Annotated in this window: 32 protein-coding genes and 1 tRNA gene; 17 read left to right on the plus strand and 16 right to left on the minus strand. The window is 63.4% G+C overall.

Going from position 1 to position 26,094, the window contains the following annotated elements; all coding sequences use genetic code 11:
• Positions 1-18 precede the first annotated feature (18 nt).
• Both V1278_RS19375 and V1278_RS19380 read left to right on the plus strand, forming a co-directional pair.
• Complete coding sequence (locus tag V1278_RS19375) at positions 19-678, plus strand: DUF4166 domain-containing protein (protein WP_334381910.1); 660 nt, start codon at positions 19-21, stop codon at positions 676-678.
• Positions 675-2,111 carry a TIGR01777 family oxidoreductase gene (locus tag V1278_RS19380; RefSeq protein ID WP_334381911.1) on the plus strand — a complete coding sequence of 479 codons (1,437 nt, stop codon included), beginning with the start codon at positions 675-677 and terminating at the stop codon, positions 2,109-2,111. The genes V1278_RS19375 and V1278_RS19380 overlap by 4 nt, the downstream gene beginning before the upstream one ends.
• Before the next feature lie 81 nt (positions 2,112-2,192).
• Here the strand turns inward: V1278_RS19380 and V1278_RS19385 are convergent, their stop codons facing one another.
• Together V1278_RS19385 and V1278_RS19390 are read right to left on the minus strand one after the other, a co-directional pair.
• Entirely contained in the window at positions 2,193-3,713 is a 1,521-nt protein-coding gene (locus V1278_RS19385) for an ATP-binding protein (RefSeq protein ID WP_334381912.1), read from the minus strand.
• A gap of 82 nt (positions 3,714-3,795) precedes the next feature.
• Positions 3,796-4,650, minus strand: coding sequence for a LysR family transcriptional regulator (locus V1278_RS19390; protein WP_334381913.1), 855 nt, complete (start codon positions 4,648-4,650; stop codon positions 3,796-3,798).
• A gap of 116 nt (positions 4,651-4,766) precedes the next feature.
• Between V1278_RS19390 and V1278_RS19395 the strand changes: the two genes are divergently transcribed.
• Complete coding sequence (locus tag V1278_RS19395; protein WP_334381914.1) at positions 4,767-5,195, plus strand: tautomerase family protein; 429 nt, start codon at positions 4,767-4,769, stop codon at positions 5,193-5,195.
• A 44-nt stretch (positions 5,196-5,239) separates the two neighbouring features.
• Here V1278_RS19395 and V1278_RS19400 read toward each other — a convergent pair whose 3' ends face one another.
• On the minus strand, positions 5,240-5,656 hold the full coding sequence (locus V1278_RS19400; RefSeq protein WP_334381915.1) for a tautomerase family protein: 417 nt from the start codon (positions 5,654-5,656) through the stop codon (positions 5,240-5,242).
• 93 nt (positions 5,657-5,749) lie between these two features.
• Between V1278_RS19400 and V1278_RS19405 the strand changes: the two genes are divergently transcribed.
• Entirely contained in the window at positions 5,750-6,643 is an 894-nt protein-coding gene (locus V1278_RS19405; RefSeq protein ID WP_334381916.1) for a LysR family transcriptional regulator, read from the plus strand.
• Positions 6,644-6,759: 116 nt separating this feature from the next.
• Here the strand turns inward: V1278_RS19405 and V1278_RS19410 are convergent, their stop codons facing one another.
• Both V1278_RS19410 and lipB read right to left on the minus strand, forming a co-directional pair.
• Complete coding sequence (locus V1278_RS19410; RefSeq protein WP_334363235.1) at positions 6,760-7,056, minus strand: hypothetical protein; 297 nt, start codon at positions 7,054-7,056, stop codon at positions 6,760-6,762.
• Positions 7,057-7,163: 107 nt separating this feature from the next.
• Positions 7,164-7,892, minus strand: a complete 729-nt coding sequence (lipB, locus tag V1278_RS19415; protein ID WP_334381917.1) for a lipoyl(octanoyl) transferase LipB — start codon at positions 7,890-7,892, stop codon at positions 7,164-7,166.
• 62 nt (positions 7,893-7,954) lie between these two features.
• Here lipB and V1278_RS19420 point away from each other — a divergent pair, with 62 nt between their 5' ends.
• Entirely contained in the window at positions 7,955-8,197 is a 243-nt protein-coding gene (locus V1278_RS19420; RefSeq protein WP_027583831.1) for a FliM/FliN family flagellar motor switch protein, read from the plus strand.
• Positions 8,198-8,294: 97 nt separating this feature from the next.
• Positions 8,295-8,379: transfer RNA gene (locus V1278_RS19425), tRNA-Leu, on the plus strand.
• Positions 8,380-8,565: 186 nt separating this feature from the next.
• Here V1278_RS19425 and V1278_RS19430 read toward each other — a convergent pair.
• The 6 genes from V1278_RS19430 to V1278_RS19455 form a co-directional block, all read right to left on the minus strand.
• Entirely contained in the window at positions 8,566-8,733 is a 168-nt protein-coding gene (locus V1278_RS19430; protein ID WP_334363232.1) for a hypothetical protein, read from the minus strand.
• 161 nt (positions 8,734-8,894) lie between these two features.
• Entirely contained in the window at positions 8,895-9,710 is an 816-nt protein-coding gene (locus V1278_RS19435) for a DUF2182 domain-containing protein (RefSeq protein WP_334381918.1), read from the minus strand.
• 49 nt (positions 9,711-9,759) lie between these two features.
• Entirely contained in the window at positions 9,760-10,389 is a 630-nt protein-coding gene (locus tag V1278_RS19440) for a DUF1326 domain-containing protein (RefSeq protein ID WP_334363230.1), read from the minus strand.
• Positions 10,390-10,682: 293 nt separating this feature from the next.
• On the minus strand, positions 10,683-11,129 hold the full coding sequence (locus tag V1278_RS19445) for a type II toxin-antitoxin system VapC family toxin (RefSeq protein ID WP_334381919.1): 447 nt from the start codon (positions 11,127-11,129) through the stop codon (positions 10,683-10,685).
• Between the two features lie 5 nt (positions 11,130-11,134).
• Positions 11,135-11,377 carry a type II toxin-antitoxin system Phd/YefM family antitoxin gene (locus V1278_RS19450; protein WP_334381920.1) on the minus strand — a complete coding sequence of 81 codons (243 nt, stop codon included), beginning with the start codon at positions 11,375-11,377 and terminating at the stop codon, positions 11,135-11,137.
• Between the two features lie 132 nt (positions 11,378-11,509).
• The gene (locus V1278_RS19455) at positions 11,510-11,890 is read right to left on the minus strand and encodes a hypothetical protein (RefSeq protein WP_334381921.1); all 381 of its coding nucleotides are present in this window, start codon (positions 11,888-11,890) and stop codon (positions 11,510-11,512) included.
• A gap of 720 nt (positions 11,891-12,610) precedes the next feature.
• Here V1278_RS19455 and V1278_RS19460 point away from each other — a divergent pair.
• Both V1278_RS19460 and V1278_RS19465 read left to right on the plus strand, forming a co-directional pair.
• Positions 12,611-13,036: a hypothetical protein gene (locus V1278_RS19460; protein ID WP_156908435.1), complete on the plus strand. Its 426-nt coding sequence runs from the start codon at positions 12,611-12,613 to the stop codon at positions 13,034-13,036.
• Positions 13,037-13,503: 467 nt separating this feature from the next.
• A complete protein-coding gene (locus V1278_RS19465; RefSeq protein ID WP_028345561.1) occupies positions 13,504-13,878 on the plus strand; it encodes a hypothetical protein in 375 nt (124 codons plus the stop codon).
• A gap of 58 nt (positions 13,879-13,936) precedes the next feature.
• Here V1278_RS19465 and V1278_RS19470 read toward each other — a convergent pair whose 3' ends face one another.
• Entirely contained in the window at positions 13,937-15,229 is a 1,293-nt protein-coding gene (locus tag V1278_RS19470; RefSeq protein WP_334381922.1) for a polysaccharide deacetylase family protein, read from the minus strand.
• A 184-nt stretch (positions 15,230-15,413) separates the two neighbouring features.
• Positions 15,414-16,208: a polysaccharide deacetylase family protein gene (locus V1278_RS19475; RefSeq protein WP_442893756.1), complete on the minus strand. Its 795-nt coding sequence runs from the start codon at positions 16,206-16,208 to the stop codon at positions 15,414-15,416.
• 106 nt (positions 16,209-16,314) lie between these two features.
• Here V1278_RS19475 and mgtE point away from each other — a divergent pair, with 106 nt between their 5' ends.
• From mgtE to V1278_RS19495, 4 genes are all read left to right on the plus strand, one after another.
• Complete coding sequence (mgtE, locus tag V1278_RS19480; protein ID WP_334381923.1) at positions 16,315-17,751, plus strand: magnesium transporter; 1,437 nt, start codon at positions 16,315-16,317, stop codon at positions 17,749-17,751.
• A gap of 73 nt (positions 17,752-17,824) precedes the next feature.
• Positions 17,825-18,184, plus strand: a complete 360-nt coding sequence (locus tag V1278_RS19485) for a helix-turn-helix domain-containing protein (RefSeq protein ID WP_334384216.1) — start codon at positions 17,825-17,827, stop codon at positions 18,182-18,184.
• A 111-nt stretch (positions 18,185-18,295) separates the two neighbouring features.
• The gene (locus V1278_RS19490; RefSeq protein ID WP_334363220.1) at positions 18,296-19,114 is read left to right on the plus strand and encodes an aldo/keto reductase; all 819 of its coding nucleotides are present in this window, start codon (positions 18,296-18,298) and stop codon (positions 19,112-19,114) included.
• Positions 19,115-19,154: 40 nt separating this feature from the next.
• Positions 19,155-19,277 carry a hypothetical protein gene (locus V1278_RS19495; RefSeq protein ID WP_334384341.1) on the plus strand — a complete coding sequence of 41 codons (123 nt, stop codon included), beginning with the start codon at positions 19,155-19,157 and terminating at the stop codon, positions 19,275-19,277.
• Between the two features lie 60 nt (positions 19,278-19,337).
• Here V1278_RS19495 and V1278_RS19500 read toward each other — a convergent pair whose 3' ends face one another.
• The gene (locus V1278_RS19500; RefSeq protein ID WP_334381924.1) at positions 19,338-20,156 is read right to left on the minus strand and encodes a phytanoyl-CoA dioxygenase family protein; all 819 of its coding nucleotides are present in this window, start codon (positions 20,154-20,156) and stop codon (positions 19,338-19,340) included.
• 247 nt (positions 20,157-20,403) lie between these two features.
• A complete protein-coding gene (locus tag V1278_RS19505) occupies positions 20,404-21,081 on the minus strand; it encodes a DUF599 domain-containing protein (protein WP_334381925.1) in 678 nt (225 codons plus the stop codon).
• Positions 21,082-21,183: 102 nt separating this feature from the next.
• Between V1278_RS19505 and V1278_RS19510 the strand changes: the two genes are divergently transcribed.
• From V1278_RS19510 to V1278_RS19525, 4 genes are all read left to right on the plus strand, one after another.
• Positions 21,184-21,840, plus strand: coding sequence for a glutathione S-transferase family protein (locus tag V1278_RS19510; protein ID WP_334363214.1), 657 nt, complete (start codon positions 21,184-21,186; stop codon positions 21,838-21,840).
• 288 nt (positions 21,841-22,128) lie between these two features.
• Positions 22,129-22,332, plus strand: a complete 204-nt coding sequence (locus V1278_RS19515) for a hypothetical protein (protein WP_108517906.1) — start codon at positions 22,129-22,131, stop codon at positions 22,330-22,332.
• 151 nt (positions 22,333-22,483) lie between these two features.
• Positions 22,484-23,461, plus strand: coding sequence for a hypothetical protein (locus V1278_RS19520; RefSeq protein WP_334363213.1), 978 nt, complete (start codon positions 22,484-22,486; stop codon positions 23,459-23,461).
• 56 nt (positions 23,462-23,517) lie between these two features.
• The gene (locus V1278_RS19525) at positions 23,518-23,958 is read left to right on the plus strand and encodes a DUF1489 family protein (RefSeq protein WP_057848543.1); all 441 of its coding nucleotides are present in this window, start codon (positions 23,518-23,520) and stop codon (positions 23,956-23,958) included.
• Between the two features lie 19 nt (positions 23,959-23,977).
• Here V1278_RS19525 and panC read toward each other — a convergent pair whose 3' ends face one another.
• Entirely contained in the window at positions 23,978-24,829 is an 852-nt protein-coding gene (gene panC / locus V1278_RS19530; protein ID WP_334363211.1) for a pantoate--beta-alanine ligase, read from the minus strand.
• 323 nt (positions 24,830-25,152) lie between these two features.
• On the opposite strand from panC, the gene V1278_RS19535 reads away from it, so the two are divergent.
• Positions 25,153-26,088: a division plane positioning ATPase MipZ gene (locus tag V1278_RS19535; RefSeq protein ID WP_213286404.1), complete on the plus strand. Its 936-nt coding sequence runs from the start codon at positions 25,153-25,155 to the stop codon at positions 26,086-26,088.
• Positions 26,089-26,094 lie beyond the last annotated feature (6 nt).

Raw genomic sequence — 26,094 nt, forward strand, 5'->3', positions numbered from 1 at the left:
GCAGAGCAGGAGCGTGTGATGGTGTCCACGAGAGTACCCGGGTTTCCCGCAACGCCTGCCTCGATCCTGCTCGACGACCACCGCTTCCACGATCTGTTGCCCGACGAGGAGTGGGGCCGACTGTCGTTGGCGATCTGGCGGCGATTTTCCAAGCGCTTCGCCGATGGCGAAACTGTCGTCTATGTCGGCACGGTGGAGGAGGCGAGTTTTAGCCGCGCCGGCTGGTGGCTGGCGCAGCTCGCGCGCGTGATCGGCGGGCCGTTTCCGCTATGCACTGAGACCGGCGTCTCGATGGCCGTGATGGTGACCGAAGATGCGGCGAGCGGCGGCCAGATCTGGACCCGGATCTGCGCGCGCAGCAACGGCTTTCCGCAGGTCATTCACTCGGCGAAACGGTTCGCCGGGCCCACCGGGCTGGAAGAATATGTCGGCTACGGCGTCAGCATGGCGTTGCGCATAGCGGTCGAGCACGAAGCCCTGGTGTTTCGCAGCGTCGGCTATTCCATGCAGATCGGGCCGTTGCGGTTGCCGCTTCCACCCTGGCTTACGCCCGGCGATCTCACCGTGACCCATTCCGACCTCGGCGGCGGCACGTTCCGTTTCACGCTCGAGATCGTTCACCCCCGCCTTGGCAGGCTCATTCGTCAGTCCGCCGTGTTCATGGAGGCCGCATCATGACGTCGTTGCTTTGGATCCTGATCGCCATTCAGGTCGTGATGGGCGTGTTCGACACGTTCTACCACCATGAGCTGACCGAGCGGCTCGCATGGCGACCATCGCAGCGCTATGAGCTGCAGCTTCATGCGTTGCGCAACATGCTCTACGCCCTCTTGTTCCTGGTGCTGGGCTGGCTGGAAGTGCACGGCGTCTTTGCCATGCTGATCATCGTGGTGCTCGTTGCGGAAATCGTCATCACGCTGATGGATTTCGTTGAGGAGGACATGAGCCGGAAATTGCCGGCCAGCGAACGCATCAATCACACGCTGCTCGCGATCAATTACGGCGCCATTCTGGTGCTGCTGCTGCCGGTCCTGATCGGTTGGGCGGGGCAGCCGACCGGCGTCAAATCGGCTTACACAGGATGGCTAAGCCTGATCGCGGCGGCTGCGGCCGTCGGCGCCGCCTTGTGCGGGCTGCGCGATTTCACCGCGTCAAAGCGCCTTTCGCGAATGACGAGTGCGCCGGCGGCAAGCCTGGTCGAAAAACTGCCCGACCGGCAGACGGTGCTGGTCACCGGCGCTACCGGATTCATCGGCAGCCGCCTGGTGGCAGGCCTGAGCGAGGCAGGGCATCAGGTGATCGCGCTGGTGCGCAACCCCGCCAAGATCGAGATGCTGCCGCCGCCGGTCACGCTGATCACGAGCCTCGACCAGCTTCCGGCCGACACCCGTATCGATGCGATCGTCAATCTCGCGGGCGAGCCGATCGGCAACGGGCTGTGGACCGAAGCCAAGCGCCGCAAAATCCTGGATTCCCGCATCAACATGACTGGCGATGTCATCCGTCTGATCGCGCGGCTCGAGCGCAAGCCGGCGGTGATGGTCTCAGGCTCGGCGATCGGCTGGTACGGGCTCTGGCAGGACCAAGTGCTGACGGAATCGGCCAAGTCGCATGCCTGCTTCAGCCATGAACTCTGCGACGCCTGGGAAAAGGCAGCGCGTCCGGCGGAAGAGTACGGCGTGCGGGTGGTCTACTTGCGGATCGGCCTCGTGATCGGCACCGACGGCGGCTTCATCACGCGAATGCTGACGCCGTTCGAGTTCGGCCTCGGCGGGCCGCTCGGTTCGGGCCGGCAGTGGATGTCGTGGATCGAGCGCGACGACCTGATCCGCCTGATCGCCCATGTGATCGCGCGCCCCGAGATCTCAGGACCGGTCAACGCGACGGCGCCGATCCCGGTCACCAATCTGAAATTCACCGAAGAGCTTGGCCGTCGCCTGCGCCGGCCTGCGGTGTTCCGCATCCCCGGCGGGCTGTTGCGTCGTATCGGCGGCGATTTCGCCAATGAATTGTTGCTGGGCGGCCAGCGCGTGTTGCCGAACAAGGCGCTCAGCAACGGTTTTGTGTTCCGGCATGAAACGCTGCGCAGCGCCTTCGAGGCGATTCTGTGAGGAGGGCGAGATGTGTTCCGATACCCGTTCTCGCGCAATGAAAGGGTGGCTCGCCCGCATGTGGGACAGCAACCGCTGCAATCACCGCGGCAGTTTCGCGATCGCCTGGCTGAGTTCGTGGATTTCGTAGGGCTTGCGCAGAATCGGAAAGTCGCCGCGCACGTTCCGCGCGGAATCGCTATAGCCGCTGGTCAGGAGGATCGGCAGTCCGGGTCTGACGGCCTTCAAGTGGTGCGCCAGGCCGAGGCCGTCCATCTTGCCGGGCATCACGATGTCGGAGAAGACGAGGTCTATCCCGTCGAGTTCGATTTCGCGCAACGCGGCCTCGGCGCTCGCTACCCTGCGCACGGTGTAGCCGAGCTGTTCGAGCAGCCCGGTGCTGACGGCTGCGACATCAGGATTGTCCTCCACCAGCAGCACGGTGCCGCTTCCGCCGGTTTCAACCGCGTCGACATCCCCGGCAGCATCAGCGGGCTCCTTTCGCGGCAGCAGGATTGTGATCTTCGTGCCCTTGCCGAGCTCGCTCGCCACCTTGACCGTTCCGCCGGCCTGGTGGGCGAAGCCGTGAACCTGCGATAGTCCGAGACCCGTGCCCTTGCCGATCGGCTTGGTGGTGAAGAAGGGATCGAAGATCCTGCCGAGCACATCGGGCGCCATGCCGGTGCCGGTATCTTCCACCGAGATCGCGACATGTTCTGTCCCGGCCTCACCTGGCGTGTCGTTGTGCGCCGATATCGTGATGACGCCGCCGCCGGTCATGGCGTCGCGCGCGTTGATGACGAGGTTGACCAGCGCCGTCTCGAACTCGGTGACGTCGACCATCACCGGCCAGACGCCCGGGTCGACGGCGATCTGCAGGCTCACCGCGTTGCCGACGCCGCTGTCGAGCACCTCGCGCATCGCATCGATCTGCTCGGCGACGTCGACGGCCTGCGGATTGACGCTCTGCCGCCGCGCGAATGTCAGCAACTGGCTGGTGAGGGAGGCGCCGCGTTTGGTCGCTCCTTCGATCGCCGACAGCGCCCGCAGGCACCTGGGATCGTTGCCCACCGCTTTCTTCAACGTGTGAAGGCTGCCGCTGACGATCATGAGAAGATTATTGAAATCGTGCGCCACGCCGCCGGTCAGTTGGCCGAGCGCATCGAGCTTCTGCGATTCCGCGAGCTGCTGGTGCATCCGTTCGAGCTTGAGCTGGGCTTCGCGGCGCTCGGTAATGTCGCGGGTGATCTTGGCGAAGCCGACGAGCTTGCCGTCCTCGTAAATCGGGTCGATGACGACGCTGGCCCAGAAGAACGTGCCGTCCTTGCGAACGCGCCAGCCATCCTCCTCGTAGCGGCCCTGTTCCCGGGCAATGCGCAAGGCGCGAAGCGGCTTGCCATTCGCGCGGTCGACGTCGGTATAAAAGCAGGAAAAATGCTGTCCGATGATTTCGGCGGGGGCGTAACCTTTGATCCGCTGGCCACCGATGTTCCAGCTTGTCACCACGCCGGTCGGATCCAGCATGTAGAGCGCGTAGTCGGAAACGCCTTCAACCAGGAGTCGGAAGTTGCGCTCGCTTTCGAATAGATCCCTTTGCTGCTGCTGCTGATCCTTTTTGAACATCCGACCTGCCCATTTAACTGGCGCAAACGCATGTCCTGCCGATTGGTTCCACGGCCGCTTGGGTTTTTAACGAAATGGTGGGTTACCGCGCTGCGGCCACGCGTCTGAATGTCGCCGCCAGCGTCCGCAGCGCCGCGAGCTTGGCTGGGTCGCTGACCTTCGAGTGCAGCATCACCTTCGAGGAAGCGAGCCGCGGCAGTCCTTCGGCCGGCCCGATATCGACCAGGCCCGGTGGCGCGATCCGGTGGGCCAGTGGCGCTACCGCGAGGCCGGCCAATGCCGCGGCGGCCACGGCGCTGACACCGCCGCCGACAAAGCTCTCGTTCCAGGCGATGCCGGCCTTGTCGAGGGCGCGGACGGCAAGCGCGCGTACGCCGCAGGGCGGCGCCAGCATCGCCAGCGGCAGCGTCTCGCCGCGGCGCCAGGCCAGAGCTTTGGCGGCAAACCAGCCGAAGCCGTCTTCAGTCAGCTTCTCGCCGCCGCGGCGGCTGCCTTCCTGGCGGACCACCACGGCATCGAATTCGCCGGCATCATAGGCGTCGAGTATCTGGCGCGAGAAGCCGATGGTCACGGAAAGTGCCAGTTGCGACGACACCGCATGCAGCCGTTCGAGCAACGGCACCAGTTCGGGCCCTGCGGCGTGATCGGAGATGCCGAGCGACAATTGGGGACGCGCGGGCTTGTCGCCCGACAGCGCACGGTCATGCGCCTCGATCAAAGCACGGGCGTGGGGCAGGAACGCAACGCCCTCGGCGGTCAGCGCGACGGTGCGCGGCGAGCGCTCGACAAGCCGCCGGCCCACGACGCTCTCCAGCCGCTGCAGCTTCATGCTGACGGCGGCCTGCGTCGTGCCAAGCGCTTCGGCGGCGCGGGTAAAACCTTGCAGTTCGGCGACCAGCAGGAACGCCTGCACTGTATCGATATCCAGCGTGCTCACGGCATCATCAACATGACTTATCATTGATATGAATAAAGATAAGATACCAAAATGATGACCGCGGGTCTAGCTAGAGGGAAGCGCAATGCCAGCGCGCCAACTCAAGGAGAACGACCATGCCGCTCATCACCGTCACCTATTCCAGCGTCCGTAAGGCCCCGTCGCTGCAGGCCGAGATTGCGTCTGCTGTCAGCGATCTCACCGCGCGAATCCTGCGCAAGGATCCGAAGGTTACTGCCGTCATCGTGAAGTCAGTCGATGCCGCCGACTGGTTCGCCGGCGGCAAATCGCTCGCCGAGCAGAGCCTCGCTAGTTTCTGGCTCGACGTTCACGTCAGCGAAGGCACCAACACCAAGGACGAGAAGGCAGCCTATCTCGCCGCGCTATTCCAGCGCATGGGCGAATTGCTCGGGCCGCTGCACGAGGAGAGCTACGCCCATGTCGATGAAGTGAAGGGCGATGCCTACGGCTTCGGCGGCCTCACCCAGGAGTGCCGCTACATCGCCGGCCAGCTCGAAGTCGCGCCGCGGAAGGCTGCGGCGTGAAGATCGACGTGCGGACGGCGCGAGCGCGTCCGCACGGCTTGCTGTTAGCGGGCGGCCGCTGGGCTGGTTGCCATCGGCGCGTGGTGGTCGCCGAATGCAAGTCCGCGTCCAAGCGACCAGTCGACCGGCGCATTTTCAGTCAGCGCGATCATGATGTCGTCTGCTGAAAATCCGGCGTCGACGGCCCGATTCGCAATCCACCGAAACAGATTTTTCTTCTGATCGACCGTGCGCCCTGCGAGAAACAAAATCTCGATGATCGACGCATCCGATGTGCGCGCGACATCCGGGAATGTCGGGTCAATGAACATCATTTCGCGCGCGTAGGTCGAAACGAGCTGAAACCGATCCTTGGGCGGCACGCCGCAGGTCTCGACGAGACCCTCGTGCACGGCGTCGGCAAGGGCGCGAATTCTGGCCGGTGCAAGATGGGCCGGAACGGCGATGCGGGCGAGGGGCATGGGAAGACCTCCAAATCGTTGGGAGCTCCGTCCTATTCGTGCTAAGAAAAGAGATAAATTCTCGATTTTGCGAGACACTGATACCGAAAAATCATGAATATGCTGATGCACCCGATGTCAGACCTCACGGTTTTCGTCCGAACGGTCGATCTGGGGAGTTTTGCGGCCGTGGGCGCCGAAATCGAACTGACCGCCTCGGGCGTCTCCCGGATCGTGACGAGACTGGAGCGCCGCATCGGGGCCAAACTGCTGCATCGGACGACGCGGCGGCTGGTGCTGACGCAGGAGGGCGAAACGTTCCTGGTTCACGCGAGAAGTATCCTGGCTGCGGTCGAGGCCGCCGAAGCCGATGTCGCCTCCGTCCATGGACGTCCGCGCGGCCACCTGCGGATCAACAGCGGCACCGCGTTCGCAAGGCACCGGCTTGCGCGACTGCTGCCGCCGTTCATGGACCGGTTTCCAGAAATAGCAGTCGATCTTTCGGTGAGCGATCACCGCATCGATCCGATCGCCGACCAGGTCGATGTCACGATCCGGGTCGGGCCGCTTGGCGATAGCGAGCTGATCGCGGTTCGCCTCGGCGAAGTCAGGCGCGTCATCGCCGGCAGCCCACGATATCTGGAGCGCCATGGCATTCCCGAACAAGCCGCCGATCTCGCCCGACACAATTGCCTGCAGCTCAGCGGCTTCTCGCGGCTCGCGCAATGGCCGATGTTCGAGCAAGGCAAACGGATCATCGTGCCGGTGAAAGGATCGATCCGCTCTGATAGCGCCGATTTCCTGCTCGACCTTGCGCTCGCCGGCGCAGGTCTCGTGCGGTTTGGCGACTTTCTGGGGGAGGCGGCCGTGAAGGACGGCAGGCTGGTTCCGGTGCTGTCGCACTGCCATGATCCCGATCCGCAACCGATCACGGCCCTGATCCTGCCGGGGCGGCAAACCATCCCGCGGGTTCGGGCTTTCGTTGATTTCCTTAAGGCGAGCATTTGACGGCGGTTGGACAGCCGCTTCCACGCGCAGGCGCGACTCGTGGCGCCGAACAGACCTTCGAACGCGCCCGAGCGCGACGCCGGCATCGCGGTTCGTCCGCCGAGCGGCTCTCCGCTTCACACGATCAGCACATCCAGCACGGCCGCGGTTGCTGCGACAAGCGCGAGCGCAATCACGGTGGCTCGCCAAAGCAGTTGCTGACGCGCCGCGCGGCGATCGTGGAATGCCAGCCAGTCGCGAACGAATCCGGCGGGAATGTTCATCGTGACGCTAAGTCTGGTCGGATGATGCAGTTCGTGATCCGCGAACATGGCGCGCACGTTCGCCACGCCCAGTCGGTCAAGTGCGCAATTCCATTCCCAGGCGTGCGTGCTGTTGGTCCATCGGTTCTCGAAGGGAAGCCTGTGCGACATCACCGCGACCTCCGCTGTTCACCGCCTGCCTCTGATATGTGGCCGCACTCGCCGTGGCGGAAGACCTCAAGAGAGAGCCGCGATAGAAGCGGTACCGATCGACAATTTCAGGCCGTTGTCGCGGGCAGGTCTGCCATGGTCGTTCCGAACACTTCCTGGAATGCCCGCCGGAGCGCGATGTCGACGTCTTCCATCGCCACGGGCAGGCCGAGGTCCACGAGTGAGGTCACCCCGTAACGCGGGTCGGCGACGCCGCAGGGAACGATGGCGGAAAAATGCGAAAGCTCCGGCTCGACATTGATGGCGATGCCGTGGAACGACACCCAGCGCCGCAACCGCACGCCGATCGCGGCGATCTTGTCTTCGTGGCCGACACCCTTGTCCGGCCGCCTGACCCAGACGCCGACACGATCCTCGCGGCGCTCGCCGCGCACGTTGAAGGCATCGAGCGTGCGGATGATCAACTCTTCGAGGCCGGCAACATAGGCGCGCACGTCCGGCCGCCGCCGCTTGAGGTCGAGCATCACATAGGCCACCCGCTGGCCTGGACCGTGATAGGTGAGCTGTCCGCCGCGGCCGGTGGTAAACAACGGGAAGCGCGGCTCGAGCAGGTCGTCCTGCCTGCCGCTGGTGCCGGAGGTATAGAGCGGGGGGTGCTCCAGGAGCCAGACCAATTCGGTCGCCTTCCGCTCGGCGATCTCGGCCGCGCGGGCCTCCATTGCAGCCACGGCCTCGGGATAGGGTACCGGTTCCGCCGAAATCCGCCATTCGACCCCGCCGCCGCCTTGGGCTTGCGCGAAGGTCGTTAAATCAAGGCTTTGGCGGTCATTAACCATTGGCTAACCATAACGTGTTCAGGTGGGAACCACACCAATTAGTCCCCTTTGGCGGTTCAGAAGTGGCCACCCTCGATAAAGTCAGCGTCGATCTCATGGTGGTGCTCGGCACCACCACCATGCCCATCCACCAGGTGATGCGGCTTTCCCGCGGCGCCATTATCGAACTGGACGCCACCGAGGCGGACGAGGTCAAGATCCTCGCCAATAACTTGCCCATTGCCTCCGGCGTGGTGCTGGTCGATCGCAACCGCATCGCGGTCGAAGTCAAGCAAATGCTGCCGAAATCCCCTGATGTCAGGTAGTTATCGGGGCGCAAAACTTCCTTGTCCCTCCATCCCTGATTTGTTACATCGCAGCCGTTGATCCGGCGGGCTGCAATCCTTCCAGCCGGTATCCCAAGCGCTCGTGGCGGAATTGGTAGACGCGCTGCCTTGAGGTGGCAGTGAGTAACATCGTGGGGGTTCGAGTCCCTCCGAGCGCACCAAGGCAATAAGACATTGATACGAAAAATGTTTTCGTGATCTTTCTATTCCCACGTTGTTACCCGCAGCGAATTCTAGAGTGCTCTTCCGCTAACCTTCCATGTTTGATCTCCCGGCCGAGCGTTTGCTCTGGTAGTCGTCGCAGCCTTCTTTGTACCAATGCCCCGCCAAGGAAAACCGTTGTTTGGTCACGAGAGGGCAGTGGTGTAGCCCAGCGTAGAAATCGGCGGGTTCGCACTCTCATCAACGAGCGTCACCACCAACGAGCGCCACGCGATTTCGTACACGCAGCGGTTAGCCGGCGGCTTGGCGCGATCCACGTCCGCAACAGGCATGACAATGACCTGGAGCTTCATCTCGATTGCGTTGGCAACCGCGGGTTCGCTCCGGAAGGCGTTGCCATGCTCTCACCTCGTAGGCGCGGACAGAAAGCAATGGAGGGACAGTAAGGTCGAGTTGCACTTGCGGTGTTGCTGATGGCAATTCGAACTGAGCAAGCAGGTTCTCATCACGGCGGCTACGACACTAGCAGCCAAGCGCCCGCGGCCACACATGCAATGCCGGCAGCACGCGCGATCCAGCGTCCAACCGGCGTAAGTTTCTCCAAAAGGACAAGCAGCGCCAAAAGCGCAATCCAAAGCACGTTCATCACTCCGCCTACGAACAAAAGCGCCATCAAAACCCAGCAGCAGCCGACACAATAGCCTCCGTGCCGAAGCCCCAGCAGCAGGCAGCAGCCTCGCAGGTGGTTCTGAAAGCCGCCGTGGCGCATCAGGAACTGAAACGGCGACTGGCATTGGGCGAGACAGACGTCCTTGAGCGGTGTCCATTGATAGACTCCCGCCGCGATCAGCACGATTGCGCCGAGCAGGTTGCTGGCGATCGTCATCCGGCAATCCAGCAGGGCTGCCCGTTCGATCACCCATTGGAGAAAGGTGGCTGCCAGCGAAAAGCCGCTCCAGACGAGGAGATAACCGGCCGCAAACCAGCCGGTCGCGGCGAACGGCTTGCCCTGCGCTTTCCACTGTCGACCCACGCGGGCGTACATGAGGATCATGGGCGCTGCCGAGGGTGCCATCATTCCGACCATCATCACCGCCCACATCAGGAACACATACGCGAACTCGATCGCTCGCCATGGCTCGTTGGCCGGCAACATGATTCCGATTCCGGCCGGGATCATGCGGAACCCGGTCATGTCCATGCCGCCCATGTCCATGTCATTGGCGAGCCAGAGCATATAGCCCCATGCCAGCGCGACAATGATCCCGATCGCGCCGCCGACGACCCAGCGATCGCGCCGCAGCACGATTTCCAGGGTGCTGTCGGTCATTTGCGACTGATGTTGCTGGCCTTGTTACAGGGCCGTACCAGGAACTGCATCACGCTTGGTTCGACCAGCGGATCGGCGCATAGAGGCCGTTCTTGCCGGAATTATCCCAGCGCATGCCATGATCGCTGAACGTGTTGCCGGAGGCGCCGGCTGCCAACACCATGTTGTCGGGGCTAACCGGATGGCCGATGTTCGCCCACATTTCCCCGCTCGGATGCATGGTCGGCAACGGATCGACGGACATGTGCAGAATGCCCGGGATCTCAGCGGACCGCGTCTTGCCGTCGATCCTGAATGTGATTGGGACCTTGCGCAGTCCCAGGTTCTTGCTGATCAGCGGTGTGAACGCGGCCATAGGACCACCGGCAGCGCCGGTAAAGATCGCAGCTAGGGCCTCGGTCTGCTGATCGTCGGCGCGCTGATCGATATAGGCGGCCAGCGACCAATCTCCGTCTGCCATGACCCCAGGTGCGTGGAGGATGATCAGGACATTGAGTCCATCGAGCGTGATGTCGCCATAGCGGCCGCTTTCGATGTGGAAGATCAGCGGGACGTTACAGAAGCCCTCGGTCGGTCGCGAGGTCAACGGAGGGGCCGCCGACACGAGGCAGGGACACACGATGCTGCAACTGCAGTTCTCGAAGTAGTCACCGGAAAGGTGCCATGGGACGTCCGCCATCGCTCTCTCCCGCTAGGCCGAACCCGATTGATTGCTTTCGAACGAGCTACGTGTAGTTGAAATTACGATGCGCGGAGAAGTACCGCAAGGCGATTCCGCGATCGAAATACGCCCGAGGAAGGCGCGATGGACATGCGACCGCCCTCCGAGCGCACGATGCTCAAAAATGTACGATCGCCTGATCGGAGAATTCCGCCGGTACATCAATTTTCGGCGGCTTTCGTCTGGCGTTTCTTCGTGGCGCAGTTGGCGTTGGATCGTCATCGCCAAGAGCGTCTAAAGTCTCTGTCTGATCAGGGACAAGATGCCGGCGGCAGCGCGGCGAAAGGATCGAGCACGCGCACGCTGAGCGGTACGAAATGCTTCAGATTCCGCGACAGGATCGTCAGTCCGTGCTGGAGCGCGGTCGCGGCGATGATGATGTCGGCGAAACCCGGCGCTTGCCCTTGTCCGCGCGCGCGATCCGACAGGACTCCCGCACGTCGAGCGGTCGCGGTATCGAAGGCGAGAATACGCTCGCCATAGAGATGCAGCAGCGTCTCGAGCCAAGCGTCGAGGTCGGCCGCTTTGTGTGTCGCGCCCTCGCGCCGTGCCTTTGCGATGCCGTCCTCGATCTCGGCGATGGTCACCGCCGACACATAGAGATGAGCGGAATGGTCATCCATCCACGTTATCAACGCGGGTGATGCCGATCTCAATGGCGCGCCCGCTGAAATCACATTGGCGTCCACTAGATACAAGACGACTAGAACTCGGTTTGACGCAGCGGCTCGGTGTCGCGAGGCGGCAGATCGTCCGGCGCGAGTGGCGCCGCCATGAGTAGGCGGCCGAAAGAGGGCACTTGCGACAGCCGCTGCCATTCCTGATAGCTCAAGATCACGGCCTCTCGCTTGCCGTGCCGCGTGATGGCGGCTGGCTCGCCGCCCACGGCTTTATCAACCAGTGCCGACAGGCCGGACTTCGCGTCCCGAAGCTGAATTTCACGCATGACGACCCTCGATCGGATGTGACTACAGTAGTCATAATTAGTCTCGACGTAAAAATCCAGCTGCGTCCAGGCTTTCCTCCCGGGGTGGGCCTTGATGGGCACCTTACGGTTTGGGTGCAAGGGGCAAACCCGTCACGGCTCGGCCGGGCTCGATCGAGGTTTGAGCGGGATTTGGAACGTCTTGTATCGCGCGATCTCAGGAAAGCTGTCCGCGGCTCTGGTAGAGACTAACCCGACGACCGCGGCCGGAACTTCTTTGCCGACCAGCCGGCTGATCGCCGTGGTTTGACCTTTGGTCAGTTGGACGTCGGGCGCACCCGCTGCCGCCATCGCGGTCCTGACGCGGCTGATCGACGACTCGGAATATCTATCGTCGATCGCAATTGTCTTGCCGGCCAGGTCGGGGACCGACTTGACGTCGGGACCTGTCACGAGGACGGCCACGAGAGCGTTCAGCGACGCATCCAATGTCGGGACCGACATTCGCTCCGCGACGGCAGATGCGGCCGCCACTTGCTCCTCTGTCGTTCGGGTTGGCGGAACGTCAGTCGTTGGATGCGGATCTGTGGCGCTTGCTGGAGGCGCTTGGGAAGCAACGGCATTGCCCGTCGTCTGCTGGTTTCGCTTGCGGAGAAGGAACCGGAACGGGAATGGTAGCTTTCGCCGCGACCTTGATTGGCTTGGGTGTTCGACGGACCGCGTGGTCCGCGTGAGATCGGGGCGGCCTGTCGCCACGCAAGGCGACGGCGGACACCGGTTTCGTTGCGGCAGAATCGCTCTCATACGACTCAGGTTCGATCGGCACATGAACCGCGGTCAGACAGGCTAACGGGTTCAGGCCAACGCAGGATGGCTGTGTTGGTGGTTGGCTGCTGCAACCGACCAAGGCGACAGCCAGCGCGCAAATAAGGAGCGTCCTCAATCGATCCTCCTGAAGAGGTTGAGTGCTGCCCGCAATTCTTGCGGCTTGAAGGAGTTTGCGCTGATCCTCAATCAATGATGCAAAACTGTTAAATGCGCATTAAGCGTAGGCCACGCGCAGCCTGATGCGCCGGCATGGTTAATGCGTGAGCCAGTGCCGCTTCGGATCAACAGAAGCGACCCGGCACTATCCCACGGTGTTTGCATTCACACGTCTGCCTTTTCGTTGCTTTCTTCCATGCGGGATTTCGCCACGAATCGGTCGCCATGCTCATGCGCTGGGGTTTTTCATCGAGTGATGGAGAATGACCGATGGCGAGTATCGAACGACTTCACAAAACTGCGCCGCTGGATTTAGCCAAACTTGAGGAAGATGTCGTAGGGAGCCTTCCTGCGATCAGGGCGGCTCCATCGGGGCCGATGCCGGACTACGTCGAGCATGAAGAGGGCGTCACCCGCGTCGGCGCGCTCACAGCCGAGGCCGTGGTGCGTGACTATGAAGCCGCCGCCAAGGAAATTGAAGCCATGGGAGCAGAGCTGATCAGCGCGGCGAAGAGATGCGAGGCAATGACTGCCGAAGTGCATAATGCCATTGCCTTCATGCGCGACACCGCGGCCTCGTATCGTGAGGAAGCCAAGAAGATCTTCAAGCGCATCGAGGAATGCTCGATCTTCACAGAACAGGTGCGGAAGACCTGCGAGACCGTCAAACTCAAGATGGTCGAAGGCAAGCCATAGCCGCGTTGAGCCATCCGGAACATCGATCAGCTTGGTCGTCCCGACGGGAAGACCTGTTTTTGAATAGCGTGTGTGAATTACGGCACACGGCTGGTGCCACGAATCAGCTTATTTTGAAGTCTCCTCCCTAAACTTGTACCCGCCGCAAATGGCGGGTCTCCTTTGCGGTATCCTGCAATAGGGATCGCACCGCGTCAGTGCTGCGATGGCCGCACGCCTGATCGGTCGGTCTGCGCTCAGACCAAAAGTTGCAGATTTTTTCTGCACAATCGGTTCAGGTGAGGCAGGTGCGTGTCCGCAATGACACGCCGCAGCAATTCCTGTGGGACGGGGCGCGGGTGATACCCCTGCCGTCGCACCGTTCGCGTAAACTGAATGAGCCTGCCGGCTGCTGATTCCCGCCGGCTTCGCCGCGGTTCGGCGCTTCCAGGACGTTCGAGACTACCAAGACCACCCGGAGCATCTTCATGCTGTTTCTGAGCTACGCCTATCGATTCCTCTCCAACTTCGTGTTCCTGGCGCTGGTCTATTTTGCTCTGAATTTCCTAGAAAAGTACCAGCATCGCGTGGTCGTCGCGGTTCTCGTGCTGGTCTATGCCGGCATGCATGCGGCATCCGCGCTGCGGTCGTTTCACTTCTTCCAGCGCATCGAACGGCTGGAACTGGAGGCCCGCCGTTTGGTGGCGGCGCTGGGCGAGGGGCCGAATTCGACGTCTACGCGCAAGCAGGTGATCGCCGAAGTCAGCGGGCTTCGCCAAGCCGGTGAGATCAAGGCCTATATCGACCTGCTGTTTCTCGCCATCGTCATCCTGCTCTGCATTGCCAAGATCGTGGCCAGTTGAGCCTTTGTCGCGATGGCGGCCAGCGTCAGGAAAATAGATCGGGCGGGACCGCGGCCGATCAGCGCTTTTTCAAGCCCGCAACGCGAACCGACCGCGCATTCCGCTTGGCTTGTGCAGCGGGCTTCGGCGCGGTCCCGCTGGCGCCCTCCGGGGCCTGCGCGGTCTGTCCGGCGGGTACCGGCGGCTGAGCGGTCGCTGCGCGGTCGTGGCGACGGGATTTCCCGGCGAGCCTTGCCGAGGAGACTTCCGTTGACCGAACTTGCGCAATCGACGTCGTCCGCCGCGCGGACAAGGCCAGCATGGCTACGCGCGTCGATTCCGGGATATTGAAAATACTCTCCGCCGGAATCGGCAGCGCGGCCAGCGTGCCGACTGGCGGCAAACTCGTCTGGCGCGGCCACGGCGTTGCCGGCGACAGGGATACACCGCGCCCGCGTCGCCGGGCGTGCGCACCAAGATCGGCCGTGTGCCAGTCGAGATTGGACAAGGCCGGGACGGGCAGCGCGGCGGGGCCGGCAGCAGCGAATTTCGAGACCTTCGGCCAGCGCGAAATCGCCACCACTTCCGACGGCGGACGCAACTGCCATTGCTGCGGCTCGGTCGGCGTCGCCGGCCGCTCCGGCGTCGCCGGCACCACATGGACGATGCGATAGCCGCGTGCCTTCAGTTCGCTCAGGATCTTCGGCAGCGCCGTGACGGTGCGCGGCTGAATGTCGTGCAGCAGCAGGATGCCCTTGCCCTTTCGCTCAAGCCGCTGCATCGCGAGCTCATAGACGCGATTGGCGGACACATCGCGCCAGTCGTCGGCCGGGAAATCGGCGCTCCAGAGCTGAAGTCCCTTGGAAGCGGCGAATTCCTCGATCTCGTCGGTGCGGCGCAGGCCGGGAATGCGCAGGAACGGCGCCGGCGCGGTGCCGTTGCCGAGCGCCGCGGTCACCGATGCGATGCCTTGTTCGATCTCCTGCTTGGAGCGGTCGAACGGCAGGCGATCCATGCCGCCCGGATGGTTCTGGGTGTGGGTGGCGACCGTGTGGCCGGCATCGCGCACCTTGCGCACGCCTTCCGGACTGGCGTTGGCCTGGCTCCCGACCAGGAAGAAGGTCGCCTTCGCGCAATGGGCGGCGAGAATAGCGAGAATCTGGTCGCTGTATTTCGGCAGCGGTCCGTCGTCGAAAGTCAGCACCACCTCACGGTCTTCGAGTGGCAGCGTCTTGCGGTATTGCATGGTGCCGATGATGGGATGGGCGCGCGGATCGACCACGATGGTGCGTGACGTGCCGATGGCGTCGGGATGACCGGGGCAATCGGCGGCGGAAGCTGTTTGTACGGTGAGGCAGGTCAGCGCTCCCATGCACAAAGCAGCCCATGGCCGCGATCGGGGGCCTTCGAATACGCTAACAATCATTGAACACCGGCTTCATTCCAACCTTGGTTCCGACGACCAGCACCAAGGTTCAATCTTTCAGGCGGGCCATGCTTACACGAGACGCGATGAATCGTGCTTTAATCGACTGAACTTCATGCCGATTTTGGCCCTAATGTGCCTTGCCGGACACGGTTTTGGCATCTGCCGGGACGAGGTGGACCACGCGGTAGTGATTGTCGCGGAGGTAGCGCAGAAAGGCCGGCAGCATGGCCGCGGTCTGCGCTTTCGGATCGTGCAGCAGGATGATGCCCTTGCGGGCAATTTGCAGCCGGTCGGTGAGCAGTTTCAACTGTTGCGCCGGCGTCATATGATTCCAATCGCTGGCCCATAGATCGGCGCCGAACACGGCGATGCCGCGCCTTTGCAAGGTCTCCAGCGTGGCGGGCGTCATTTCAAAATAAGGGAAGCGAAAGAACGGCGTGGTCGGGGTCGTGGTGGCCGCGCGGTGCAGCGCCGTTTCGACCGCCGCGATGCCCTTGTCGATCTCGCCGATGGCAGCCTCCGGCTTCATGTATTTGAGATTGTGGTGAGTCCAGGTGTGGTGCGCGATGGTATGGCCCTGGGCGGCCATTCTTCGCACCAGTTCGGGATGTTCGGAGGCGCGCCTTCCGAGCAGGAAGAAGGTGGCGCGCACGCATTCCTGCGCCAGTGCAGCCAGTATCTTCTGGTCCGTCGGCGGCCACGGTCCGTCGTCGAAGGTCAGCACCACTTCGCGGTCTTCCAGCGGAAGCGTCTGTGGAAAGCTCTTGAGGCCCACGCGCGGGTAGGTAGCGGCATCCACCGCGAGAACGCGTGAGGTGCCGAGCGCGTCCTTGCGGGGACATTCGGCAGCCGTCGCTGCCACAGCCGAGGTCATCAATATCGCGACCGCCGAGCACAGCGCCGCACCAAATTTCAGGGTCATTTGCCGTTGGTGATATTTGGCATTGCGCATGGCGCAGCCGATTGGGTAATGCGTCAAGCGTAGCTCAGACGAGTTCCCTCATTCTGTCAAACCGGCGAGGCGCGGCATGGCCGAGAATATCGACGTTGCCCAAGCCGCCGAAGCGCGACCGGACCAGGGATCGGTGCTCGACCATCTTTTGATGCGGGACGAGGAAGGGCAGCTCCGCCGCGAGTTTGTCGAGGAGATTGCGCGCGCGATCCATGCTGCCGACCGGCCGTTGTTGTGCGAGGTGGTGGCGGAACTACACGAGGCCGATCTCGGCGATTTGATCGCGGCCCTCGAGCCCGAGGACCGCGTCACCCTGGTCGAGATCACGGGCACCGATTTCGACTTCTCGGCGCTGAACGAGGTCGATGACGCCGTCCGCGAGGAGATCCTTGAGGAGCTCGAGCCGGAAACGGTTGCGGAGGGCGTTCGCGAACTGGAGTCCGACGACGCCGTCCAGTTGCTCCAGGGCCTCGACGAGGAGGACCAGGAGGAGATCCTCGAAAAGCTGCCGCCGCCCGAACGCGTCGCGATCGAGCGCGTGCTGCTCTATCCGGAAAATTCCGCCGGCCGCCGGATGCAGACCGCGTTTATCTCGGTGCCGCCGGATTGGACGGTCGGGCAGGCGATCGACTACATGCGTGACACACCCGATCTGCCTGACCGCTTCTACGAGATCTACGCGGTCGATTCCGAACAGCACTGGCAGGGCGCGGTTTCGCTCGACACGCTGTTGCGGGCACGCCGCCCGGTGCCGCTTGTCGACCTGATCGAGGAAGACCGCCGCCGCGTCTCGGTGCTCGACGACCAGGAAGAGGTCGCGCGGATGTTCGGCAAGTACAATCTGGTTGCGGCCCCCGTCGTCGACACCACCAACCGGCTGGTCGGCGTCATCACCATCGACGACGTCGTCGACGTGATCGAGGAAGAGGCTGATGAAGACCTGAAGGCGCTCGGCGGCGTCACCAGCGACGAAGAATTGTCCGACAATGTCTGGACCATCGCGCGCGGCCGATTCAATTGGCTCCTGGTCAATCTGGCGACCGCCTTTCTGGCGTCCTCCGTGCTCGGCCTGTTCGAGGGCCAACTCGAGAAGATGGTGGCGCTCGCCGTGCTCGCGCCGATCGTGGCGAGCCAGGGCGGCAATGCCGCGACCCAGACCATGACGGTGGCGGTGCGGGCGCTGGCGACCCGCGAACTCGGTTCCAACAACGCGCTCCGCGTTGTCATGCGCGAGGCGATGGTCGGCCTCGTCAACGGTCTCGCCTTTGCCGTCATCACGGGCGTCGCGGCGGTGGCATGGTTCAAGATCCCCGGTCTGGGCGTCGTGATCGGCCTCGCCATCATCTGCAACCTGGTGGCCGGCGCGCTCGGCGGCATCCTGATCCCGATGGTGCTGGACCGGGTGCGCGCCGATCCGGCGGTGGCGTCGGGAACGTTCGTCACGACGATCACCGACGTGGTCGGCTTCTTCTCGTTTCTCGGCATCGCCACGCTGTGGTTCGGGCTGAAGTAGCAAAACGAGGTCTCATTTATCGTTAATCGGACCTTAAGGCGCTTCGCCGATGATGTTGGCTCACGAGGTCAACATGCAGCGGTTGCGGCTGAAAGCGGACGGACGGATCGTCGAACTGCGTGACGGGCAGGAGTTCCCGATCGCGCCGACGATGCCCGTCCTCGCGCCGGCGCCGCCTTCAACCGCGACCGTCATGCCTGACGCAACGCCGGGCGAAACCGCCGCGCTGCCCGCCGTGCGCGACCTTCGTCGTCGCGCCTGCCTGACCCAGATCGAATTCGCGGCACGGCTCGGCGTGCCCGTCGAAACCATCCGGAATTGGGAGCAGGGCAAGCGCGTGCCGCGCGGACCGGCGCGGGCGCTGCTCGCGGTGATCGCCCATTCGCCGGAAACCGTTTTCGCCGCGCTGGCCACGGAACCGGAGCCCGCCTAGCGCTTACTTGGCGCGTTCTCACGCGTACCGGAATTCGCTCCGCTCGAAGCGCTATCTGTTGGCACGGCTGTTTCCGCAGCCCATAATGGGAACGGTCCGCGGATACAACCAATGCTGTTTGTCGAAGCCAATGGCGCAAAAATCCCGGCGATCGGGCTGGGTACCTGGGAATTGCGTGGACGCACCTGCGCGCGGATCGTCGAGCAGGCATTGCGGCTCGGCTATCGGCACATCGACACTGCACAGGCGTATGACAATGAACGCGAGGTCGGCGAGGGGCTGCGGGCTGCGGGCGTGAAGCGTGATCAGGTTTTTCTCACCACCAAGGTCTGGCCCTCGCATTTCGCGCCCCATGACCTGGAACGTTCCGCCAAGGAAAGCCTGGTGCGGCTGCGCCTGACCGAGGTCGATCTGTTGCTGCTGCACTGGCCGAACCCGCAGGTGCCGCTGGTGGAGACGCTGGGCGCGCTGGCACGGGTCAGGCAGCAGGGCCTCGCCCGCCACATCGGCATATCCAATTTCACCGTGGCCTTGATCGAGGAGGCGGTGGCGGCATGCCCGGAACCGCTGGTCTGCGACCAGGTCGAGTATCATCCCTATCTCGACCAGACCAAGGTGACGGAGGCTTGCGCACGTTACGGCATGGCGCTGGTGGCCTATAGCCCGGTCGCCAAGGGGCGCATCAAAAGCGATCGCGCGATGCAGCGGATTGGTGACCGCTATCGCAAGACGGCGGCGCAAATCTGCCTGCGCTGGCTGGTGCAGCAGGGCGTGGCGGCGATTCCACGCACCTCGAAACTCGAACGGCTCTCGGAGAACATCGAGATCTTCGATTTCGAGCTGTCGGACGAGGACATGCAGGAGATCTCCGCCATGGGAAGCGCCAGCGGCCGGCTCACGGATTTCGGCTTCGCGCCGAAATGGGATTGAGGAGCCGCGCCGCCGAACGCTATTCTGGCGACCGTAGCTGATGCAGGGCGCCATCCGCGCGCTTTCGGCGTGCCAGCCCTATGCCATGCTGCCGGTGGAGCGCTACGGCGAATGGCAGGTGCTCGACCTCTCCTTTACGCCGCAGGATTTTACGAGCGGCTAGCGACCATCGTGAATACCGCCCGGTTCGGAAGTCCCGACCCGGGCGGCATCGGTTCGCTTCTCAGTCCGGATGTTCCTGCAGCGCGCGCCGGATCGCCATTTCGACCGGCGAATATTCGCCGTCCTCCCGTTCAAGCCGGATAGGTTCGGCCGGATGGAGGGGCGGCTGCGCCATGAAGCGTGGCCTCGAACCGCGATGCGGTTGCGCGGCGTGGATCAGGAAGGGATGACATAGATAGACCGTGCCGGCCTTTCCGACGGCCAGCGCTTCCGGCAGATCGGCCGCCACGTCGGCGAGCATCAGGTGCGACATGCCGGCTTCTCCCGCAGGTTCGAGCAGTCGCGCCATATCGAGGTGCGAGCCCACCCGGATACGGGTCGGCGCATCCAGTTCACCAATATCGGAAAACAGGAAGAGCATCAGCAGCGCGCGGCCACGCGACGTCACGTTGACTCGCCACGAGGCGAAATCGTTGCGCTCGTTCGGATCGTCCGACGGGCCGGGGAAGCTGAGGTCGACGTGCCAGCCGGTATCGCCGGGATCCTCGGCATGCGGGAAGCGTACCGGGAAGCTGCCGAGGTCCGCGCGCGGCCGCCAGCGGCCGCTTCCGACGAGCTGATCGAAGGCCGTGTGGAGCACCGGCGTGTTCACCGCTTTCCGAAACGGGTCCTGTCCGTAATAGCCGAGCCGGATCACCGGCCGCGTCCAGGTCTTCTTGTCGAAGGGATCGCATCCGGTGTCGCGCCAGAGAATGGCGCGGCCTTCCTCGGCAAGCTGCTCGGGGAAAGCGTTGTCCAGTCGGACAAACCCGTCTTGAACAAACTGGTTCAGTTGTGCGTCGCTGAGCGCGCGCACGTGTCGCTTGGTATTCGAAGGCATGAAATCCTCATATCGCTTGGCCAGCCAGCATCATCGCGCGCAGCGAGAATGGGGCGGCTCATTCGGTCCTTTGAATCGCGCTGGCGCCGAAAGCGGCACCGACGCGCTCGTTTCCGCCCGCCGGCGCGGGCAAGCCGTTAGCGGCTGAGGAAAAAGGCCGAAGCGATATTGAAGATGCGGATCATCATCATGGTGGCCGGAGGAATAACACAGGTGGATTGAGGCATCAATAAAGCCCGCCGGCCCGTCAGTTCCCCATCGCGCGCCAGGCGTTCGAGGCGAACTGCCGCCGCCAGGTCACGATCACGACGAGTGCGGTCGTAATCAGCAACAGCCAGGGGCTGACGAACCAGCCGAGATAGCCGAGCGCAAAGAAGAATGCGCGCTGGCCGCGGTTGAAATGCCGTCCCGCCGCCTCGAACAGGCGCGTCGTGCGCATGACATGGGCTTCTGCTTCCGCCGTGTCGCGCTGCGACGAGGGCGGCATCGCGCCGAGCAGGATCGCGACATAGTTGAACAGGCGATACGACCAGGCGAATTTGAAGAAGGCGTAGATGAAGATGAGGATCAGCCCGACGCATTTGATCTCCCACAGCGCCGGCGAGGGGGTGAGATCGACCGGCAGCTCGCGAAGCACGGCCAAGGCGTCGTTGGTCGCCCGCAGCAGCGCCAGCGCGCCGCCGATCGCGATCAGGCTGGTGGAGGCGAAGAAGGCGGTGCCGTTTTGCAGCGAGGCCATGATCTGCATGTCGACCATGCGTGCCTCGCGATCGAGCATGTTGCGCACCCAGACCTCGCGGTAGGTATTCATGCGCGCCGACAGGCTGTCGCGGCCGTAAGCCGTGTGTTCGAGCGTGAAGCCATAGGCCAGCCACTCGACGACGAAGAAGGCGACGGCGGCGATATCGACCCAATAGGCGCCCATGTGGCGGCATCTCCGATGATGGCTTGTGCGATCGTGATGTACAGGTTGGACGTGTGCGGCGCACTATGGCAAGATGCCCGTCCCAACAGGATTTCCCCGCTAATGTTGAAACTGGTCATCGGCAACAAGAACTATTCGTCATGGTCGATGCGGCCATGGCTGGCGCTGCGCGCCAATGACATCCCCTTTGAGGAGGTGTTCATCCCGCTCTACACCAACGACAAGGCGGACAAGGACCGGATCCTGAGCTTTTCGGATTCAGGCAAGGTGCCGACGTTGATCGATGGCGATGTCACGGTGTGGGATTCGCTCGCAATCATCGAGTATCTCGCCGAGAAATACCCGCAGGCGAAGCTGTGGCCGGAAGACCGCGCCCGCCGGGCGCATGCGCGTTCGATTTCGGCGGAAATGCATTCGGGATTCATGCCGCTGCGCAACGAATGCGGCATGAACCTGCACCGCCCGATCGGTGCCGTCGATCTGTCGGACGATGCACGCGCCAATGTGGCGCGCATTCAGGAGATCTGGTCCGATTGTCATCGCCGTTACGGCAAGGATGGACCGTTCCTGTTCGGCGCGTTCGGCGGGGCAGACGCGATGTTTGCGCCGGTGGTGCATCGCTTCCGCACCTATGCGATCGAAGTGGAGGGCGAGGCGAGGCACTATTTCGATGCGATGATGTCGTTGCCGGCATTCCAGGAATGGACCCGCGCCGGCCTTGCCGAAACGCTTGTCATCGATCGGTTCGAGACGGTCTGACGACGGAGCGAGCCGGCGGGTGCTGCGCTCCGCCCGCGGCTTGCGGCCCTCGATCAATCCGCCGCCGGACTGTCCGATTTTGGGAAAGACGGCTTCGATGCCGGGTAGGCGGATGACCGGGAACCCCCTGGATTGGCGTTTATCGCCCTGAAAAACATGCAGAATTTGCGCATTTGCCATGCCTCGATGCCGCTGGCTTTTGGGCGATGGCCTGTGCTATGTTGCCACAGGGTTCTCAAGTCGGCCGAAAGCTAGCGGGACCGTGAGCGCGGCCGGCGTTCTTGCGTAATGGAGAGGGCGTTGAAGCATAAGTACTCCGTTGGAGAGACTGTCTATTTTACTGCCAGCAACGTGGCCCGTCCGGCCGCCAGCGGCACCTATGAGGTGATCCGGCTGCTGCCGACTGATGGCGACGACTGCCAGTATCGCATCAAAAGCTCGACCGAAGCTTTCGAACGGGTCGCCAAGGAAAGCCAGCTCGCGATTTCCTGAAACAGTTGTGCGCAAGCAGCCGGCTGACGGAGTTCCGTTCAAAGCGCCGTCAAAAGGCCCCGTTCGCAGAACCATTCTGCCGAAAAGCGAATGCGATAAAGACGCATTCGCCTTTCGATCGCGTTTGATGCTGCGTTGAGGAACACTGCGCATGAACTGGGCTTGGGCTGCTTCGCTGGATCAGATCTGGCGCTCGGCGAACCTTCCGCTGTACCTGACGCTGGCCACGGCCGGCTTTGTCGGGCTTGTGGTTCTGATCACGCTGCTGCGCTCGGAGAGATCCGTGGCCAACGGCGTGCTGGCGCTCATCACGCTGTTGGCGATCGGCGTCGCGGGAGCCGTGACCTTCCGCGGGTTCGGCACTGCAAACGCGGTTCAGCCGGCGGAGGCTCGGCCGGTTCTGACGGCCACCGCCGCATTGCCGCAGCTTTCCTGTATCGACGAGCTTGCCGGTGATGCCGTGCTGGCCGCGTGCGAGAAGGCACTGTTCGGTTCGGCTGAGTCGGTGGCGGCGGCGGTCGCCTACGCCGCCTCGCAGATCACCCTGTTGACCTCGCTGGGCGATGTCGCCACCGCGAACAAGGGGGCCGGCTCCGATTTGCTGGCGCTGCGCCGCGCCGTCGAACGCGACCGTTACGGGTTGATGGCCTATGTGCTGACCGCGCGCGACCGCTGTACGCCAGCGGCCTGCCGCGCGTTCAGCTCGCTGACCGATACGCGCCAGGTCGCGGCCAACATGGAAGACCGTGTCTACGAAAGCCTGGTCATGCGCCACGCGGCGTCGTGGAACGCGCCGCCGCAGACTGCGGCCGGCATGATGGCGGCGCTACCGCCTTCCCAGCCGACGGGGAAGCCGACCAATGCCGAATTCCCGACCTCGGCCTCTACTCCGCCGGTTAGCATCATGACGCCCGAGCCGCCGGCGAAGCCGTCGCCATCGGCCACTGCTGCGCCGGCATCGCCAGCCGCGCCGCGACCGGCCGCGGCGACACCGCCGTCGCCCGCGCCTTCGCCCGCACTCGCGGCTGCCAAGAAGCCGCCGCCGGCGCCGAAGCGGCCGTCCCCGTCCACTGCGGCGCCGGTCCAGCTCGCGCCGTCGGCTTCGGGGGCTGCCGACAACGAGCAGTGATCTCCACAAGCAGTGATCTTTTCAAAGCGCGCTTGGGCCGCTACATCGGCGGGATCATGCCGCTTCATCTCATCAAGCTCGCCGTTGGCTGCGAGTCGGTCAAAGAACTCAAAGGGTGGGTTGCCGAACGGATGGCAACCGCCAAGAAAAAGGGCCTGCCGCTTCGTCACGTCCACATCACGCGGATGACGCCGAAGCGCGACGGCGAGATCCTCGCCGGTGGTTCGCTCTACTGGGTCATCAAGGGTGAAATCGCCGCCCGCGAAAAGATCATCGCGATCGAACCGTTCCGCGACAAGGACGGTATCGGGCGGTGCCGCCTGGTGATGCAGCCCAAGGTGTTTGCAGTCTCACCGCGGCCGATGCGCCCGTTCCAGGGCTGGCGCTATTTGACCGAGGACGCAGCACCTCCGGACCTCACCAAATCCTCCGCCGCAAGCGTCGCCGCGATGCCGGAACCGATGCGGCGCGAATTGCGCGATCTGGGGCTGCTCTGACCGGGGCTGCGGCTACGTCCTAGACGCCGATGTTATCGATCAAGCGGGTCGTGCCGAGCTTCGCGGCGACGAGGATCCGCACCGGTCCGTCCTTGATCGATGCGATCGGCGCCAGCGTTCCGGCGTGGCGGGCCTCGAAATAGTCCAGCGCGAAGCCGGCGGCGGTGATCAGTTCGCGGCCGACCGCCATCGCGGCCTCGAAATCCTCGCCTGCCTTCAGCCGTTTTGCGCTTTCCTTCATGGCGCGATGGAGCGTCGGTGCCGTCTGCCGTTCCTCGGCCGAGAGGTAGACGTTGCGCGAGGACATCGCCAGCCCATCGCGTTCCCGCACGGTGCGCGAGCCGATCACCTTGACGCCGAGGTCGAGATCGGCGGCCATCTGCGTCACCACCCGCAGTTGCTGAAAGTCCTTCTCGCCGAAGATCGCGACGTCCGGCCGGACCTGCGTGAACAGTTTGCCAACCACTGTGGCGACGCCGCCGAAGAAATGCGGTCGGAAACGATCCTCGAGCCCGGCGGTGGCCGGACCTTCGGGCACGATCCTTGTGGCGAAGCCGTCCGGGTACATCGCCTTGACGTCCGGATTCCAGACCAGGTCGACCTTCTCGGCGGTGAGTTTGGCGAGGTCGGCCTTCCAGGTGCGCGGGTATGAGCCGAAATCCTCCGTCGGCGCGAACTGCGTCGGGTTAACGAAGATCGAGACGACGACTTTCTGTGCGCGACGCTTGGCGAGCCGGACCAGCGACATGTGTCCGTCATGAAGCGCACCCATGGTCGGCACCAGCGCGACGGCGGCCTTGCGGGCGCGCAAGGCCTCGACGGCGCGGCGCAATGCGGGAACGGTACGGACGACCATGGGACTTCGCGACATCTGGCCTCGATCTCTTGCAGCTTGTGACGGGGTGAGGGGGCCGGTGGCCCCGATACTTTCGGCGGGCGCGCCGACCTTATAAGGCCAGAGCTTTGCCGCCAAGGTTACTCGGGAATGGCAAGCCTGCGGCAGCTCAAACGCGAAAGCTAGATGTGTCCGCCGCGCTGATCGAAAAGGCTGCGAGCAGATCGCTGCAACGGAACGAAATCCGCACCATCGGATTCATGATTAAGACACACCGCGAGCGAATTGAATGCGTCGTCACGCATTTCACTTGACCGCAGCCGCGCTGTGATTTGAAGATATCGAGCGGGGGTTGAATCATGTTGCTTCAGGCGAGTCAGGGTCAATTTGGTTCGGCGCATGTCGTCGTGCTCGGCAACGAGAAGGGCGGTTCTGGAAAATCCACCACCGCCCTGCATATCGCAGTTGCCCTGCTGAAGGCCGGGCAGCGCGTCGCCACCATCGACCTCGACTGCCGCCAGCAGAGTTTTACCCGCTACATCGCCAACCGGAGCGCGTGGGCCCGCCGCACCGGTCTCGATCTCGAAATCCCCGTGCACTATTGCATTAAGCTCGGCGAGACGATGCAGATCGCCGACAACGAAAACTCCGAGTTCCAGCAGTTCGCGGCGGCGGTCGGCACGGTCGAGCGCGCTTTCGACTTCATCGTCATCGATACGCCCGGTTCGGACTCCTACCTGATGCGGCTGGCGCATTCGATGGCCGACACGCTGGTGACCCCGATCAACGACAGCTTCCTCGATTTCGATGTGCTCGGCACCGTCGATCCCGCAACCTACACGGTAACCGGCGAGAGCCATTATGCGGAGATGGTGCGCGACACCAGGCGCAAGCGCCGCCAGCTCGACGGCGCCACCACCGACTGGATCGTGGTGCGCAACCGCTTGTCGATGATCGGATCGCGCAACAAGCAGCTCGTCGCCGACAGCCTGAAGGACCTTTCGCTGCGGCTCGGCTTCCGTTCCATCGATGGATTCGCCGAGCGGGTGGTCTACCGCGAATTCTTCCCGCGCGGACTGACGGCCCTGGACAACATCGACGAGGCTACCCTCGGCACCCGGCCCAGCATGGGCCATGTCACGGCACGCGAGGAAGTGACCAGCCTGTTGCGCCAGCTCAAACTGCCGCTCGACGAGCGCGGCCGCCGCCGCGCCGCCAACCGCGCTGAATGGTTCACCCAGGTCGACAAGCCGCTCGAAGTCCACGACATCATTGGCGACATCATCAGCGCCTGATCTCCA

The organism is Bradyrhizobium sp. AZCC 1577 (assembly GCF_036924575.1).
Lineage (GTDB): Bacteria > Pseudomonadota > Alphaproteobacteria > Rhizobiales > Xanthobacteraceae > Bradyrhizobium.

Coding starts and splice junctions, on each gene's coding strand:
- V1278_RS19520 (WP_334363213.1), top strand. CDS start 22,484: ATGAACTGGGCTTGGGCTGCTTCGCTGGATCAGATCTGGCGCTCGGCG.
- V1278_RS19505 (WP_334381925.1), bottom strand. CDS start 21,081: ATGGGCGCCTATTGGGTCGATATCGCCGCCGTCGCCTTCTTCGTCGTC.
- V1278_RS19450 (WP_334381920.1), bottom strand. CDS start 11,377: ATGCGTGAAATTCAGCTTCGGGACGCGAAGTCCGGCCTGTCGGCACTG.
- V1278_RS19495 (WP_334384341.1), top strand. CDS start 19,155: ATGCAGGGCGCCATCCGCGCGCTTTCGGCGTGCCAGCCCTATGCCATG.
- V1278_RS19460 (WP_156908435.1), top strand. CDS start 12,611: ATGGCGAGTATCGAACGACTTCACAAAACTGCGCCGCTGGATTTAGCC.
- V1278_RS19380 (WP_334381911.1), top strand. CDS start 675: ATGACGTCGTTGCTTTGGATCCTGATCGCCATTCAGGTCGTGATGGGC.
- V1278_RS19470 (WP_334381922.1), bottom strand. CDS start 15,229: ATGGGAGCGCTGACCTGCCTCACCGTACAAACAGCTTCCGCCGCCGAT.
- V1278_RS19385 (WP_334381912.1), bottom strand. CDS start 3,713: ATGTTCAAAAAGGATCAGCAGCAGCAGCAAAGGGATCTATTCGAAAGC.
- V1278_RS19430 (WP_334363232.1), bottom strand. CDS start 8,733: ATGAAGCTCCAGGTCATTGTCATGCCTGTTGCGGACGTGGATCGCGCC.
- V1278_RS19535 (WP_213286404.1), top strand. CDS start 25,153: ATGTTGCTTCAGGCGAGTCAGGGTCAATTTGGTTCGGCGCATGTCGTC.
- V1278_RS19465 (WP_028345561.1), top strand. CDS start 13,504: ATGCTGTTTCTGAGCTACGCCTATCGATTCCTCTCCAACTTCGTGTTC.
- V1278_RS19485 (WP_334384216.1), top strand. CDS start 17,825: ATGCAGCGGTTGCGGCTGAAAGCGGACGGACGGATCGTCGAACTGCGT.
- V1278_RS19405 (WP_334381916.1), top strand. CDS start 5,750: ATGAATATGCTGATGCACCCGATGTCAGACCTCACGGTTTTCGTCCGA.
- mgtE (WP_334381923.1), top strand. CDS start 16,315: ATGGCCGAGAATATCGACGTTGCCCAAGCCGCCGAAGCGCGACCGGAC.
- V1278_RS19515 (WP_108517906.1), top strand. CDS start 22,129: ATGGAGAGGGCGTTGAAGCATAAGTACTCCGTTGGAGAGACTGTCTAT.
- V1278_RS19440 (WP_334363230.1), bottom strand. CDS start 10,389: ATGGCGGACGTCCCATGGCACCTTTCCGGTGACTACTTCGAGAACTGC.
- V1278_RS19500 (WP_334381924.1), bottom strand. CDS start 20,156: ATGCCTTCGAATACCAAGCGACACGTGCGCGCGCTCAGCGACGCACAA.
- V1278_RS19375 (WP_334381910.1), top strand. CDS start 19: ATGGTGTCCACGAGAGTACCCGGGTTTCCCGCAACGCCTGCCTCGATC.
- panC (WP_334363211.1), bottom strand. CDS start 24,829: ATGTCGCGAAGTCCCATGGTCGTCCGTACCGTTCCCGCATTGCGCCGC.
- V1278_RS19395 (WP_334381914.1), top strand. CDS start 4,767: ATGCCGCTCATCACCGTCACCTATTCCAGCGTCCGTAAGGCCCCGTCG.
- V1278_RS19490 (WP_334363220.1), top strand. CDS start 18,296: ATGCTGTTTGTCGAAGCCAATGGCGCAAAAATCCCGGCGATCGGGCTG.
- V1278_RS19525 (WP_057848543.1), top strand. CDS start 23,518: ATGCCGCTTCATCTCATCAAGCTCGCCGTTGGCTGCGAGTCGGTCAAA.
- V1278_RS19410 (WP_334363235.1), bottom strand. CDS start 7,056: ATGTCGCACAGGCTTCCCTTCGAGAACCGATGGACCAACAGCACGCAC.
- V1278_RS19435 (WP_334381918.1), bottom strand. CDS start 9,710: ATGACCGACAGCACCCTGGAAATCGTGCTGCGGCGCGATCGCTGGGTC.
- V1278_RS19400 (WP_334381915.1), bottom strand. CDS start 5,656: ATGCCCCTCGCCCGCATCGCCGTTCCGGCCCATCTTGCACCGGCCAGA.
- lipB (WP_334381917.1), bottom strand. CDS start 7,892: ATGGTTAATGACCGCCAAAGCCTTGATTTAACGACCTTCGCGCAAGCC.
- V1278_RS19475 (WP_442893756.1), bottom strand. CDS start 16,208: ATGACCCTGAAATTTGGTGCGGCGCTGTGCTCGGCGGTCGCGATATTG.
- V1278_RS19510 (WP_334363214.1), top strand. CDS start 21,184: ATGTTGAAACTGGTCATCGGCAACAAGAACTATTCGTCATGGTCGATG.